The organism is Candidatus Liberibacter solanacearum CLso-ZC1, assembly GCF_000183665.1.
Lineage (GTDB): Bacteria > Pseudomonadota > Alphaproteobacteria > Rhizobiales > Rhizobiaceae > Liberibacter > Liberibacter solanacearum.
In genome coordinates, this window is the sequence record NC_014774.1 from 196,146 (window position 1) to 210,905 (window position 14,760).

The following is a 14,760-nucleotide window of genomic DNA, read 5'->3' on the forward strand; positions in this document are numbered from 1 at the left end:
TAAAAAAAACGATTTCTAACCTAAATAGTATCGGCTAGAGGGACGCTAAGTTTCTTGTTGCGATAGAATGAAGCTAATCATCGACTCCCTCCCGAGGTGTAGCCATATAGCGTTCATCTGTCCAAAATATCGTTTAGCGTGCGTTAAGCCGTGACGAAAGTTTTAGCGAGTTTCTTGCGGCAGTGGCTACTAGTAATCATTGGCTGTCCTCCCGAGGTGTAGCCTATAGTGTTCACCGACTCCCAATATCGTTCGCTAGAACTCCGGTTGTAATCATAGTGTATTTTAGTTATTTTGTCTAGACGTTAATATAACGCATAAGTACATCAAATAGTTGTAAAGAGTTGTGTAAAACGTCTACTACAACCTTGACTTTTTCTTTGCTTTTGGCGAAGATTGATTTGATTTGATTTGATTTGATTTGCTTTGCTTTGCTTGTAGTCTGTTCTTTTTTGGTATGATCGGTTCATCACCAAAATATATCCAGTCTAGTGGCTTTCCTAAAGCCCTCTTGATCTTAAGGGCAGTCTTGATTTCGGGTGTTCTATGTCCGTTCTCTATATTACCAACTCCCACAGATGATAAACCTATTAATAATCCGAACTCTTTTTGAGTTAAGCCCATTTTTAACCTAATAGCTTTCAACCTTGCCCCTATAGCACGGGGGTTGAAAATCTTTTTTTCAGTCCTATCCCTTTCGGATCTTAAGTTCTCTACACCATCATACAACCAATCGAAAGATGCACCGAATGTATTACGTAGAAACAAAGCGTAGTTAGTGCTGGCGGGTTGCGCGCCTGCTTCATACTTATATACAGCACCACCTTGATCATCGGTTTTTTCCATAATCATCGAACGTTTATAATTGTGCCGTTCACGCACTTCTTTAAAGCGTTGCCCTATTTCCCGCCAATCTAAGGTGTTCTCTAGTTCCTTTTCCATACCTTATTTATAGCCCAAATCAAAGATTTAGTAAAGTATTATAGGCTTACTTATATAAAATAATCTATCAATATATCTAAAATAATGTTTGACAAATTAGATTTATTGATAGATACTACCCCTAGTTAAACAGAACGATGATTTAAAAAAGTAGGAATAGATAATGACAACAAAATTACAAGCAGATTTTAAAAAACATGAAGAGTTAGAATTGAATAAAGAAGACATGTTTGAGAGGTTCAAAGAACATTACTTAAACCGTGATTTATCGTATGCGTTGGGGCGATATATACAGTCTGACCTTTACCATGAAATTGCTGTTCACATGAATCCAGATTATAGCGGGCTTGGCATAAGGGCTATGATAAAGGACATAATATTAGATGATATGGTGGATGCATTTGAAAAGTTTTGTTCGTTTGATAGATCCGATTTTGCAGATGATTTAATACAAGAGAACTTCGAAATAGAAGTACGCTTTAACACACCTAAAACACACCTAACCAAAACCAAAATTAGTTAAGAAACCTAGGAATAGATAATGACTAATAAATACGAACTAACCAACGAAATTGTAGAACGGAAAGGTGTAACGCTTTACCGCATCAAAGCTTTAAGAGATATCAAGGAGGTTAGCGGGGTTATTGTTAAAAAGGGTAAATTAGGCGGATGGGTAGATAGTGTAGCTCGTCTAAGTCAAGATGGTAATTGTTGGATTGGGGAACATGCCATGGTATACGGAAAAGCCAACGTATACGAAGATGCCTATGTAAGCGGACATGCCAAAGTATACGGACAAGCCGAAGTATTCGGAAATGCCATAGTAGACGGAAAAGCCGAAGTATTCGGAAATGCCAAAGTATACGGGAATGCAGAAGTATTCGGATGCTCCAGAGTATACGGAAGTGCCCTAGTATCTGGTAATTCCAAAGTAAAAGGCAATGCTAGAATATTAGGAAATGTTCAAGTATACGGAAATGCCGAAGTAAGAGATGATGCCGTATTAGTTGGGGATGTCCTAGTATTCGGCGATACCTGCATAGGCGGTGTAGATGTCTTAAGTGGTGATATCCACATAGAATGCAACGGACAAATCAAAGAAGCATCTTAAAATAACTCCCGCCCCTCGAGGTTTAAAAGGGCGGGAATCATTCAGTCCAACTAAAATCCACTATTGAAAGGAAAATATATCAAATGAAAACTAAGACATTCTTAATAGCATCTATCATTGCAACTAGTGGCTTATTAGCGGGCTGTAATCTAGCGGATGAACCAAAGAATAACATTGTTGATGGATTGGTTACTATTCCAAACAATACAACAACAGAAGTTAAACAAGCGGTGTCAGAAGATATAGCCGTAGAATTTCTAGACGATGAAGAAGACAACAGTATTGAAGTCATCCATCTAGACGATGAAATAGCCATCGATTAAAGCAAAAAAGCCCCTTAAGTATGGATGCTCAGGGGGCTTTTAAGCGACAAAAGAATAAAACAATGAACAGATAAAGAAGAAAGGAAACTAACTATGAGTAGTATAATACCATTTGAATTTGAAAGCAATAAGATTCGTACCGTTGTAGATAAAGATAATACTATTCTATTTGTAGCGAAAGATATAGCGGAAGCTTTAGGGTATAAACGTCCTAATGACGCTGTAAATGAACATTGTGATGGTACGGTAAAACACCGCCCCATCGTTGATAGTCTCGGAAGAAAGCAAAAGACTAGAGTTATTAAAGAACCCGACGTTTACCGATTAATAGTTAAAAGCAAATTGCCATCCGCACAGAAGTTCGAACGTTGGATATTTGAAGAGGTTTTACCAACCTTACGTAAAACAGGTAGTTATTCGATTAAACCACCGAAGCCACAAGTCTTTATAACTGGTGGATTGTTGAAAGAGCTACGGTTACTGACAGACAACCACGGTAATTTAATGAGAAAAGCAGGAATAGACGAAAACCAGATCTTAATAGCTTCTTCTAGAGTGATGGAGAGTGTCTTAGGGGTTAATCCCGCCAACACGTTAGATATCCCTACCCCTAATAACAGCCAGTATTACACCGCTACTGCATTAGGTGAACAACTACCAGTTAAGTTAAGTGGTCGAGAAATCAATAAACGACTTGTGCGTTTGGGTTTCCTCTTAGTTGAACATGAACCATCAGGAAAACGTAGAAACATACTTACAACGAAAGGCAAGGAGTTAGGAGGAAGAGTATTTGACTCGGGCAAGAAACACTCTGATGGCTCTATCGTTCAAAGCATCAAGTGGCAAGAAAACATCTTAGATATTTTGAAAGCAAATCATTAAAATATAAGGAGTATTTACTATGCTATCGCCTAAACTTAAATATTATACCCCTACTGAAATTGGTGAAATGCTTACACCTAAGCTAACCGTTCCACAGGTTAATTATATGCTTGTACAAGATGGCTTCCAACTTGAAGATAAACACGATGATCCACATAAACCTATGTGGAGCAAACTAGTGGCAGATCAGATCCAATACGCAATCAACGCTACAATTATAGCATATATAGCGGATGGGATGAGAGAAGATGAAATCGAAGCAGAAAGGAACTAACGATGCTTAATTTCATGTTCGGTTTCACAACGTGTTTTCTACTGTTTTATGCGATTTTTATTTTTCTTGAAGCTTGGTATGGAGAACAAAAATAATGATCAGCATTAGTTTTAATCACTTTGTAGTTATTGTTTGCATCATCGTCGCTTTGGCTTGTGTTGGTGGTTTAATATACGACCATTTAAAGGTTAAACGGCGTAGAAAACCTGTTAAATTATCCTTTAGAAATGCCAAAATTCCAAGAAGCAAGAAGAGAAAGAAGAAGTAATGATATTTACTGCTTTTTGTATTGGCGGACTAGTCTTTCTCGCCCTTTTAGTACTTTTAGATATTTTGGAAGTTTATAAGTTGAGGAAAGAGAATGAATTTTTGAGAGAAAAGAACTCGATATTAGTAGCGTTATATATAGAGAAATTAAGATCCACACGTAAGGACAAGAACCATGAGTAAACAACTAACAAAACTAGATAAAGTCAAATTAGCGTTTAATATTCTGCTCTTATTTGGAGTTGTAGTGATGATGCTATGGTGGAAATGGGGGTAGAGAAGATGGTTGCAATAAATAATCAGTATGATAATAAATTGAATCTTCATTTAAGCACAATAAAGGAAGAAGATTCAATGAAAAAATATAAATTAACGTTTCACGGTAGCATAGAAGAATTAAAAGACCTAGTAAAAAAGGAAGAGCTACAAGGTACTTGGGAATTAGCAGACAGTATTAAACCTCATAGATTCGTAAGCAACAAAGGAGGAATACTATTATGGTATCCAAGCACTAATTCGGTTGTTTTCCAAGGTAAATCAACGGATGAACTTTTGCATGTAAATTTAAAGAAAGCGATAGAGCAATCCCGTATTAGTAACTCTAATTCACGTATAGCCCATTCTGAGCGAGTGTTTATTGTGCATGGGCATGATATGGATTCTAAAGATCAACTAGAACTAATACTTTATAAATTAGGAATAGAAAACCAATTTATACTTCAAAACACTGCGGGAAACGGGATAACTATTATTGAAGAATTGGAGAAAGAAATCGTAAAAACTCAAAATCGTTTTGGTATTGTACTATTAACCCCCGATGACTATGGATATTCTAGTACAGAAGGTATCGAAAGCAGGCAACCCAGAGCTAGACAGAATGTTATTTTAGAGATGGGTATGTTGCTTTCTTCCTTAGGGAGGGAGAATGTAGTTATCTTACAAAAACAACATTTAGAAAAACCCTCCGATATAAGTGGTATTATATACTTACCTTTTAACGAACATGTTAAAGACATAGCACATAAGCTAATACAGAGATTACAGCATTCTGGATTTAAAATTGATAATAATGACATAGCTAATGCTTTGAGCTGATGTGCTGGTGGAAATGGAAATAAGTCAATGACATATAGACAATTAAGAATTAAAGAACATTCTATATCGTATGTTTGTACGACATCTTACTACATTATCCCTTGGAATTTTGATGATCCTACCACAGTGCATGCGGAATTTGTTAAAGGCGAAGAAAGTAAGCCTTTAGAATACGGAGAAGAGTTCACTGTTGATTGTGATGAGGGTATGCTTACTCTTCTTACCGACTATAATAACAGCGATACACTACATATATTTGAGGGCGAGAGGTTAAAGTACATTGCAAAATCCTCTGCAAAACACAGTCATAAAACTCTTACAAGAAGAATAGATGATTGTATGGAAGAGATAAACAAGATACCGCCTAAAATAGACAAAGTAGAAAAAGAATTTAAAGAAGAGATAAACAAGATACCGCCAAAAATAGATAAAGTAGAAAAAGAGTTTCAAGAAGAAATAAAGAACACTGCAACTATCGTACAAGTTCATTCCTTATCTCTTACAGATCAGATCAAGATCCTTGATGAACACGAAAGACGACTAGCGGAAACTGCTACAAAAGAAGACTTGAGCAATCTAAAGGATCTTTATGTTACTCCCAATGAATTGAATTTAATTCTTGAGAACACTAGTGCTAAAACCCAAGAAGCTATAAAGCGTTTAGAACAAGAGATCAAAGGTCTCAAGGATGCGTCTTCTAGTGAAGTTGAATCACTCAAAAACAAGCTAGACAATCTTATATCCCTCCGAGAGACCCTAAAGAAGTTTAAAGCGGATATAGCTGAACAGATTACTCATTTAGGAAACAAAACCGATAGGATAGAGACAGGAGCAAGAAATCTTACAGAGATTGTATCTCGTCTTTGCCAAAAGGTTGATGACGTTGACATTATCCAGATGGATAGAGATGTTACGGCTTTAGCATCCAAAAGCTTAGAAGTAGCTAAAACTTTAGAGACATTAGAAAAGAAGCCACCTGTAGATTTAAAGCCTCTTGGTGCTAGAGTAGAAAAGGTCGAAGTACGTGTTGGTGCTATTGAGAACAAATCACCTGTAGATTTAAAGCCTCTTGATAATAGGATTAAAGATTTAAAGAACATGATAGACGCACTAGAAGCCAGAATAGCAAACACTGAGAAACACGTCTGTAATGGTAGTCTTACTTTACAAGCTACCGAACAGAACAAAAACCCTTGTATATCTTTTAAAGGACAAGATGGCAAAGGTATAGCTCAGATGTTTACTCGTGATGGGAATTTGTTCATAGGGACGAATGATAATAACCTATTAACCCCTGATAGAGTTAAAATAGGTGGCAAAACATTAAAAGAACACATGGAAAATGGGCTAAGCGGGCGTACGACGATACGCTGTGCAAGGCTACATACTAACGAGAGTCTGGGGAACATAATAAATTCAACTAGTATCGATAATTGGCAATACCCGGCTGAGAATTCTGGTGGGCATTTGTCTCATTCCGTTGCTTCCGCTATTGGTCTTGATGACGCAGACAAAAGGAGGCGTTGGAAAGTGATAGGGAAAACCGTAGGTTATTACGGAGTGTGGCATTGGCTACAAGAGGTTATTGAGTGAGTGGGGATTTGTTTTAATATCTTGATTTAACTAGGTTTTTGTTTTATAATATAAGATATAAAAGGCGGTAAACATTGGAGCAATAAAATGACGGAAAATAATACTTCCATTGATATTAATTCCCAAGCAGTTCATTTACATCTTAAAATGCACCAAGACATAATCAAAAGAATGGCGTTAAATAGTCTTTTCATCAAAACGTGTTGCATATCTCTATTATTTTTATTTTTGTTTATCACAACTAACGTAACTCTATCGGGATTTACTTGTCTATTATTGACTATGGCTTTTGCCACTATTGACACAATGTACTTAGCACTAGAAAGAGGATTTCGTGCCTCCTATAATAATTTCGTCAACAAACTCCACAGTAACACCTTACAAAAAGAAGATTTATTTATTTTAGCCCCTGAGCGTATTAGCTTTTGGGATACCGCTAAATCGTTTTCTGTGTGTCTTTTTTATGTTGCTCCTCTATGTTTCTATGTGTTTATTTCTTATATCGCACCTCCATATATTACTAGATTTTTCTACTATTCATGGTAGAGATAATCAGTTTTTTACATAGTGTTTACTTTCTAAAGATTAGATATCCACTATTTCTTAAAATCTAATACGTTATTAGGCTCGTTTTCGATATCTTCGAAAGCGGGCTTAAGTTTTAAGCCTTTGATTAAACTTAGATATTTCCCTCTATCCGAACTTGATTTGTCCCATTCTCGACCTCCTATAAACCCTTTTTGCTTTAGATTAAGGGTAACTGTTCTCGTTGATATACGCTTTCTATCGTAGTTTAGCTCTTGTTCTCTGTATTCACTGTAACTTTTTGCTAAAATACGACTCTCTTCCCAAAGGTCGCTTCCAACGTCACAACAGTCGTCAATCCACGCTTGGTAGGTATCTGTTCCCCGTCTTTCTTCCTCTTTAGCGTTTATACATACTTCAGGTACATAAACATCAAGATTCCGACCGTTGCGGATATACGCTTTAATGCCCTCCATAAACCACTTCTTCGCTTCTAAGGCATATTCAGTTTCTAGCTTTTGGGCGAATGTTGCATCTCTATTAGCTATAGGCTTGTCGAAAGGGATAACAATATAGCGTCTCCACCATGCATCATCTGGGTTTCTGACAAACAAATGCTTATTGGAGACGATAAAAGGAGTAAAACTAGCCCGTGCTTCGCTGTATGTATTGCCGTAGTTAAGGCGGGCAGTCATACAATCGCCACCCGTCATTTGTTTTATTTTCGCTGCATTTAACTCGTCATTCTCGTTAGTTTCACTGATAATAACAACCCGAGAACCCATAAGCCTTATAAGACTAGGGTTTGCTTTTCCTGCTTCTGGCGGACGATTCTGCATAACATCGCTGGCTTCGGCGTTAATGACGTATTGATTACCAAAAGCAAATTTAATCAGGTTCATTAAGGTGCTTTTACCACTTCCACCAACCCCTCGAATATGAATAAATCGTTGGGCTTCATTGCCTCCTAATAACGCCATGCCAACACAACGGGTAAAGAAGTTCATAACCTCTTTACTTTCAAAATAGTTTGATACTAAATTCATAAACTCTGCCGATGGTTTGCCCTCAACAAAAGGAGTTCCTGTTGATTTAGTGATATATAGTTCTTCTTTTGGCGTAATTTGTTGTCCTGTTTCCATATCAAGGATACCGTCTCGTTCACCTATATATCTCAGGTTAGCATCAAATATCTCTGATGATATGTGAAATGGGCTTTTTGCCTCAATGGCATTTGCCGTTGATTTAGATCTTGATTGTTCACAGGCATTTCTTTTTGCATAAGCCTTAAGATACAATGCTCTAGGGTTTTTCTTAGTGCCATCCTTATTTTCGATTTCCTCACAAAGGTCAAAGGCATCTTTCTTCATGGAGATAAGAAATTCCATGATATAACCAGCTATTTTATCATCTGTAATCCGCCATATATAACGGTTGGTTTTGTCCTTTTTATACCAAGCTTTTGTATCAGATGCATAAAGGAAGTATCCTGATTTAAAAACAGAGAACATTGCTTTATTATACGCATCACTAAAACGTTCTTCTAAAATTCCATCAGGTATTAATTTTCTATGGTGATAAAAAATAGAAGCAAAGGTAGAGCGTTTCTTCTCACTATCCCCCTCTTCTTCACAGTCGAATGTACTCCATTTGTAATTAAAATTCTCTTCATCGTAACTAGAGCCTCGCTTGCTCCACCGTCTGGCAAGTTCTTTACCCTCATGCGATCCTTGTGTTTCGTGATGAATAGCCATAACAACAGGTATCCACTCATCGTGTGTTCCGTTGGTAAACTCCTCGCCAAAACAAGATAAAAAGGCGGTTATCTCTCTATTGGTGTAGCGTCTATTGCCTTTAGTATTCCCCTCTTTAGGGGATTTAATCTCTTTTTTCGCTTTGACTACAGGAGTTGTAGATTCTTTAAAAAATTCAAAGAGATGCTCAACATCTTCTTCAGAAAGCAAAGGAAGTTCTTCTGCTTTAAATGCATCCGGCGGAGTTGTCCATGTGTATTCTTCTTTTGTTTTAGGATGAATGTTATAGGCGACGAAATACTGCCCTCCCCCTAAAATATCAAGGTGTCCTTGCTGACTTTTAGGTGTCTGCTTCTTTTTAATCCCTGCTTTTGCCATCCTAAAAGGAATAAGAATCTTAGGTTTTTGCCCTATTCTAACGATTGAATTTCCGTGATAAAGCTCAAAAGCATCTTTAAAAGTATCAGCAATTTTTTTGTCTTTTGAATCAACGTCAAAAGGCGTAAATGGGCTGTTCGCCTACACCACATACAAGCCCGAAGCCACAAGATGGAAGCTTATCAATATCCTCATTTGAAAGTAGTTGCTCTTCCCACTTACCCGCTCTCAATGGTCTTTTATCACCATGGCGTAAAGGAATGATTTTAAACCCGTTTTTAATGGCTTGTTTAGCCTGTGGTTTCCATTGCATTACTGACATTTAAGCCCTCTTATAAATAAGTTCTTCTAGTGGTTTTGCTTTCAGTCTTGCAATCTTAGCTTCTAATGCTTCTATTTCACCTTTAGTCATTTCCATAGGTTCTAAAAGTGCATCCGTAGAATGCTTCCCTTAACTTCCCTTGCTTGATGTCGCGGCGGTACTGACGATCATAGGCTCGACGTTTCTCTTTATTATTTCGGTGGTACTGACGACTATAGGCGATTAGCTTCTCTCTATTTTTTTGGTAGTACAGACGACTAGAGGCTTGTTGTTTGTCTTCAGTATTTTGGATATACTGACGCCTATAAGCTTTACGTTCTTCTTTCTTCCTTTGGCGATACAGACGCTGATATTCGATACGTGCTTCTTTCTTCCTTTGGTAGTACTGACGACTATTTTCGGTAAGTTTATCTTTATTCTTTTGGTAGTGCTGACGATAATATTCGTTAATTTTATCTTTATTCTTTTGTAGGTACTGACGCTGATATTCGATACGTGCTTCTTTATTATTTTGGTAGTATTGACGCTGATATTCGTTACGTTCTTCTTTCTTCCTTTGGCGATACAGACGCTTATTTTCGGTAAGTTTATCTCTATTCTTTTGTTGGTACTGACGATAATATTCGGTAAGTTTATCTTTATTCTTTTGGATATACCGAAGCATACTTTCCCTTGTACGTCGCTTTCTCTCTTCCTCGGATAACTTCCTCATACTATATCCTTTAAACCGTCATCCGAATGTAGTTTGTACACAGCCCGAATAACAAACTTTTCAACAGAGGATTGTCTATCTTGGTTTATACGTCCGTCAATATCCACTTTTATAGTGAGCATGGCGTCGGCACCTAGCGGGCTATACGCTACAACTTCTGTGCTAGTCCCTTTCTTCTTCTCAAAAACCCGAGTTTTTAGCTTAATATTGATCATTGGCACGCCTCGCAAATGTCTTCATCACAAGATTTATTGGCGTTCTCGGGCTTGATCTCAAATTCTTCTGGTTCTTTATCCATCTCAAAACTATCCTTATTCTTTAGTTGTACGTGATATTCCTTTTATACCATGGGATGTTGGAGGTGTCTAGAAAATAATCTATCAATATATCTAAAATAATGTTTGACAAATTAGATTTATTGATAGATAATGTCCTCAACATTGAAACAGCTAACGGATATGAGGAGGCAACGAATGGCGGATTTTGACCCGCTTATAGTGGAGGAGGTTTTAGGGGCTTATTACCTGTTCAAAGCAGTAGAACAAGTGGATAAGGCGGAATATGTCATGGACAGCATATCAGAGGAGTTACTCAAAGCTAGAAGCCGTTTACTTTCCGAGGGGGTCGAGAGATTAGGCGAGCTCGCCCATCATGTAGAAGATGTGATTAAGAGCGAAGAGATACCGAAATAGGCAGAGATAAATAACTATCTAAAAATACAAAATCAAAAAGAATAGGAGCAAAAAGTGGGCAAACTTAAACAGCATTATATGGAAGAGATTGAAGCGAACTATGAGTTTAACTGTCTCAACAACCCTAGATTTAACCTTGATCCAGAACCTGAACCATCGATTAAGGAAGAGGTTGAGGAGCTGATCAGAAGTTTAGACCAACGGTTCTTGTGGTGTTGTGATTTAGTTAGGGATCTTCAGAGGTCTGATTACACCATTTTAGACAAGCTAGACGCGATGGAAGAGATGAGGATGTATCTCTCAGTGTTACGCCCAACGGCGAACCGTCTTGAGGATTTATTGAAAGAGTCTTGGGAAGAGCCAGAAAAAGAACCAGAAGAAGAACCAAGAGAACATCCAGATCAAGAACACGCTGACGCCTATTACGCCGATCAGATTTAAAAGATACCCACGGTGGGTATTGGGGGTGGGTTTTTTGTCCTAGCTTTTTTCTCACCCCCAACCAAATAAAAACATGCGTGAAAGTGAGTTGAAGATGAGTGTACAAGCGATTAAAGAGGCGATTAGAGCTAAGGACGTTGCAAAGTTATGTGAGTTTCTAGCGTTAATAACGAATGGGTTGAAAGAGATTACACATTCTTCCAAACCCCAAACAACAACCGCCCCTCTTCAAGGTGATCCAGACTTAAAGCACAGAGTAACGGTTTTAGCTTTGAGCTTACATGAAGAAGCACGGCGATGCGGGGAAATCTAAGTTCTTATTAGATATTTTAGTCCCTGCTCTTGGTGCTCATAAGACCTTTACAGATTGCACGGATGAAGATTTTAGGAAGTTAGAAGAGAGGTTATCGGGGGTTAGCAATGCTTGATTTCATGCTGGTTTTCGCCTCGGTTTTTGCAATCTTGTATCTACTTTACATCATGTTTTCTAATGATCCAGACGATCCAAATCCAGCTTAAGAATATTAAATAAATTTAAGAGAGTTAAGACTTATGACCCGGCATGCTTTTTTATCGGCTTCAAGTAGCCATCGTTGGTTGAAGTGTCCTATCGCCCCTACACTTGAGAGTAAAATACCACAAACAACTAGTAGTTATGCTCTTGAGGGAACGTTCGCTCATAACCTCTTAGCTCATTGTCTAGAAAAAGGGGTTGATGCAGAGACATTTGCCAATAGAAAGATTACTTTTGAGAACGATACCCGCATTGTTGATGCTGAAATGGCGTCTAGTGTTCAAATGGCTTGTGAGTACGTCCGTTCTTTTTCTGGAAATCTTTTATCGGAAACGGAAGTACCCCTTGAGCCTTTCACAACGGAAAAAGGTGCAACAGGTACAGCGGATATCATCATCTTTAACAATAAACATTGGGTTATTGCCGATTTTAAATATGGAGCAGGAGTTCCTGTTAATCCTGAGCATAACCCCCAATTGATGTTGTATGCTCTGGGGGCTTTGCATCAGTACGGTGATATCTTCGGAAGCCCTGAAACCGTAACGCTTACCATCATTCAACCCCGTATCAGAGCGGGATCACCGTTGCAAGAATGGACGATATCCTCGGAGGAATTACGAGAGAAAGCTAAAGAGTTCCAAGCTAAAGGCAAGCATGCTTTAAGCCTTAAGGGCAAAAGAGCTATTCCACAAAATGTTTACGGAGTTGATGAGGACGCTTGCCGATTTTGTCGAGCCAAAACGCGATGCCCTGCTCTGAGTCGCCATGTATTGCTTGAAACGATCCGAGATCCCAAAAGCGGGTGCGAAGTAGATTTATCAAAAGCGTATTCTTCTCTTCCTCTCATTGAACAATACATCAAAGCTTTGAAAGAAGAGGTTTTTAAGAGGTTGAGCGAGGGTGAGGAAGTCAAAGGGTATCAACTCGTTGAGGGGAGGAAAGGCAACCGAACTTTTAAAGATATTGAGCAAGCAACTGAATATCTAACGGGTGTTTTAGGCGACAAGGCGTTTAAGAAAATTCTGCTTTCCCCTAAAGAAGTTGAGCAATTCCGCAAGGATCAAACACTATCAAGCGACGTTTGGGAGGAATTGCAAGAACTGATCACGAGAGGCGACGGCAAACCCGTTATCGCCCCCCGAGATATTCCACCAGTACCACGAATCCAAAAGGCAGAAATAAGCGATTTCGCCTCATTAGACTAAGAAAGGAGTTTACTAATGAGTAACTTAACCAAGAAAGGAACATTGATTCGTGAGTAATATATCCGAAACCATGCAAGAAATCAATAGAGCATCAAATATCAAAACCATGAGCAGTAGAGAGATCGCAAAGCTTACGGGTAAAGAACATAAACACGTTCTAAGAGACATAGAAAATATCTTAAAAGATGCGGAAATAGATCAGTCCAAATTTGGGCACATCTATTTAGACAAAAACTTATAGGTAACCATCAAACTCACTAAGAAAGGAGTTTACTAATGAATAACATAAACATAATACCATTTGAATTTGAAAGCAATAGGATTCGTACTGTTGTGGATGAAGACAATACTATTCTATTTGTAGCGAAAGATATAGCGGAAGCTTTAGGGTATAAAAATTCTAATGAGGCTGTAAATGAACATTGCAAGGGGGTAGTAAAACGCTACCCCCTTAAGACTGACGGAGGAATACAAAAGGTTAGGGTTATTCTTGAATCCGACGTTTACCGTTTAATAGTTAAAAGCAAATTGCCATCAGCTGAGAAGTTTGAACGCTGGGTATTTGAAGAGGTTTTACCTACTCTTCGCAAGACTGGTAGCTATTCAATCAAACCGCAAAAGCTTCCCTCTGCTACAACCATTATGCGGTTTCACAAACATCTTGAAGTACTAGCTAAGCAAGCGGGATTAAAAGACAATCAGCTTTTATTAAAGGTTAACCGAGGGGTAACAAAAATAACAGGTGTTGACCAACTGGAAGTTATGGATATCAAACATCTTCTATCCCCTGATAACGACGAATACCTAGCCCCTACGGAAATAGGTAAAAGTCTTAATCCGGTAATAAAAGCTAAAGCATTGAACAGTTGGCTTACTTATTTAGGGCTTCAAATTCCTAAACATACAAAGAAAGGATTTCTTCCAACCCCTAAAGGCGAAGAGTTAGGCGGGAAGATGTGTGATGTAGCTTTGCAACATGTAGAGGGATCAACACCATACCTTAAATGGAATCCGAAAGTAATAGTTCCGTATTTACAAAAACTTATAGGTAACCATCAAACTCACTAAGAAAGGAAATTTACCATGCAATCGATTAAAATTAAAGGGCGTCTCTCTTACCCAGCCTTAGACAAGATGACAAAGATGACATTAGGCGATAACTCCGTGATGGAGTATTTTGGTGCTGATATCATCATCCCTAAAACAAACAAGGAAACGATAGCCCGTTTCACAGAGGTTTTAAGGAAAGCTGCAAAAGACAGCTATCCTAACATGAATCCTGATCGTTTTATTGAGCAAGCCAGAATCAATAAAAGAGCCATCATTAAGGACGGCGATGAGAAGATAGCCACCGCTACAAAGCCTGAGACTTACACAAAAGCGTATACAAATAGCTGGTATATCTCTGCTAAAAACAAGCTTGTTCAACCTCTTCTCGTTGACCGCCAAGCTCAAATTGTGAGCAATCCCCGTGATGTGTTCTATGCAGGTTGTTGGGTAATTGCTAAGCTCAACATATCAACATATGAGTTAGGAACCTTTAAAACCAAAGGGTTTTCCTGCACATTAACAGGGGTTCAATTCTTCAAGAATGATGAACGTTGGGGGGCATCACCGAAAGCGAATGCCTCTGAGTTTGATGACTACGGCGAAGAGGAAGACAGCGATAGTTCAGTCTCAAGTTTTGCCTCCGCAGAGACGGAACCCGACGCTCTACCTTGGAACTAACC

The 14,760-nt window shown here is 38.3% G+C and carries 19 protein-coding genes and 1 pseudogene; 16 read left to right on the forward strand and 4 right to left on the reverse strand.

Features of this window, described 5'->3' with window-relative positions; genetic code table 11:
• Positions 1-360: 360 nt before the first annotated feature.
• Positions 361-942: a helix-turn-helix transcriptional regulator gene (locus CKC_RS00940; RefSeq protein ID WP_013461599.1), complete on the reverse strand. Its 582-nt coding sequence runs from the start codon at positions 940-942 to the stop codon at positions 361-363.
• A gap of 163 nt (positions 943-1,105) precedes the next feature.
• Here CKC_RS00940 and CKC_RS00945 point away from each other — a divergent pair, with 163 nt between their 5' ends.
• The 9 genes from CKC_RS00945 to CKC_RS00985 all read left to right on the forward strand — a co-directional run bounded on the left by CKC_RS00945 (position 1,106) and on the right by CKC_RS00985 (position 7,033).
• Complete coding sequence (locus CKC_RS00945; protein WP_013461600.1) at positions 1,106-1,465, forward strand: hypothetical protein; 360 nt, start codon at positions 1,106-1,108, stop codon at positions 1,463-1,465.
• A gap of 18 nt (positions 1,466-1,483) precedes the next feature.
• Positions 1,484-2,053, forward strand: coding sequence for a hypothetical protein (locus CKC_RS00950; RefSeq protein WP_013461601.1), 570 nt, complete (start codon positions 1,484-1,486; stop codon positions 2,051-2,053).
• 83 nt (positions 2,054-2,136) lie between these two features.
• Positions 2,137-2,376 carry a hypothetical protein gene (locus tag CKC_RS00955; protein ID WP_013461602.1) on the forward strand — a complete coding sequence of 80 codons (240 nt, stop codon included), beginning with the start codon at positions 2,137-2,139 and terminating at the stop codon, positions 2,374-2,376.
• 93 nt (positions 2,377-2,469) lie between these two features.
• Positions 2,470-3,258, forward strand: a complete 789-nt coding sequence (locus CKC_RS00960) for a phage repressor protein (RefSeq protein ID WP_013461603.1) — start codon at positions 2,470-2,472, stop codon at positions 3,256-3,258.
• 19 nt (positions 3,259-3,277) lie between these two features.
• Positions 3,278-3,532: a hypothetical protein gene (locus tag CKC_RS00965; protein ID WP_013461604.1), complete on the forward strand. Its 255-nt coding sequence runs from the start codon at positions 3,278-3,280 to the stop codon at positions 3,530-3,532.
• A 94-nt stretch (positions 3,533-3,626) separates the two neighbouring features.
• Positions 3,627-3,800, forward strand: a complete 174-nt coding sequence (locus CKC_RS06110) for a hypothetical protein (protein ID WP_013461606.1) — start codon at positions 3,627-3,629, stop codon at positions 3,798-3,800.
• Positions 3,801-4,057: 257 nt separating this feature from the next.
• A complete protein-coding gene (locus CKC_RS00975; protein WP_244391957.1) occupies positions 4,058-4,894 on the forward strand; it encodes a TIR domain-containing protein in 837 nt (278 codons plus the stop codon).
• A gap of 27 nt (positions 4,895-4,921) precedes the next feature.
• Positions 4,922-6,487, forward strand: coding sequence for a hypothetical protein (locus CKC_RS00980; protein ID WP_013461610.1), 1,566 nt, complete (start codon positions 4,922-4,924; stop codon positions 6,485-6,487).
• A gap of 87 nt (positions 6,488-6,574) precedes the next feature.
• A complete protein-coding gene (locus tag CKC_RS00985) occupies positions 6,575-7,033 on the forward strand; it encodes a hypothetical protein (protein WP_013461611.1) in 459 nt (152 codons plus the stop codon).
• Positions 7,034-7,083: 50 nt separating this feature from the next.
• Here the strand turns inward: CKC_RS00985 and CKC_RS00990 are convergent, their stop codons facing one another.
• The 3 genes from CKC_RS00990 to CKC_RS06240 form a co-directional block, all read right to left on the reverse strand.
• The gene (locus CKC_RS00990) at positions 7,084-9,144 is read right to left on the reverse strand and encodes a phage/plasmid primase, P4 family (protein WP_013461612.1); all 2,061 of its coding nucleotides are present in this window, start codon (positions 9,142-9,144) and stop codon (positions 7,084-7,086) included.
• Between the two features lie 115 nt (positions 9,145-9,259).
• Positions 9,260-9,466, reverse strand: coding sequence for a bifunctional DNA primase/polymerase (locus CKC_RS06235; RefSeq protein WP_013461613.1), 207 nt, complete (start codon positions 9,464-9,466; stop codon positions 9,260-9,262).
• 82 nt (positions 9,467-9,548) lie between these two features.
• Complete coding sequence (locus CKC_RS06240) at positions 9,549-10,178, reverse strand: hypothetical protein (RefSeq protein WP_013461615.1); 630 nt, start codon at positions 10,176-10,178, stop codon at positions 9,549-9,551.
• A 458-nt stretch (positions 10,179-10,636) separates the two neighbouring features.
• Here CKC_RS06240 and CKC_RS01010 point away from each other — a divergent pair, with 458 nt between their 5' ends.
• From CKC_RS01010 to CKC_RS01040, 7 genes and pseudogenes are all read left to right on the forward strand, one after another.
• Complete coding sequence (locus CKC_RS01010) at positions 10,637-10,870, forward strand: hypothetical protein (RefSeq protein WP_143827761.1); 234 nt, start codon at positions 10,637-10,639, stop codon at positions 10,868-10,870.
• Between the two features lie 54 nt (positions 10,871-10,924).
• Positions 10,925-11,311, forward strand: coding sequence for a hypothetical protein (locus CKC_RS01015; RefSeq protein WP_013461618.1), 387 nt, complete (start codon positions 10,925-10,927; stop codon positions 11,309-11,311).
• Positions 11,312-11,405: 94 nt separating this feature from the next.
• Positions 11,406-11,739: pseudogene (locus CKC_RS01020) on the forward strand (hypothetical protein).
• A gap of 124 nt (positions 11,740-11,863) precedes the next feature.
• Positions 11,864-13,030: a DUF2800 domain-containing protein gene (locus CKC_RS01025; protein WP_013461620.1), complete on the forward strand. Its 1,167-nt coding sequence runs from the start codon at positions 11,864-11,866 to the stop codon at positions 13,028-13,030.
• 106 nt (positions 13,031-13,136) lie between these two features.
• On the forward strand, positions 13,137-13,271 hold the full coding sequence (locus CKC_RS01030) for a Rha family transcriptional regulator (protein WP_244392027.1): 135 nt from the start codon (positions 13,137-13,139) through the stop codon (positions 13,269-13,271).
• 35 nt (positions 13,272-13,306) lie between these two features.
• The gene (locus tag CKC_RS01035) at positions 13,307-14,098 is read left to right on the forward strand and encodes a phage repressor protein (protein WP_013461622.1); all 792 of its coding nucleotides are present in this window, start codon (positions 13,307-13,309) and stop codon (positions 14,096-14,098) included.
• Positions 14,099-14,113: 15 nt separating this feature from the next.
• Positions 14,114-14,758 (forward strand): ssDNA-binding protein, encoded by a 645-nt coding sequence (locus tag CKC_RS01040; protein ID WP_013461623.1) that lies wholly within the window; start codon positions 14,114-14,116, stop codon positions 14,756-14,758.
• Positions 14,759-14,760: the final 2 nt, after the last annotated feature.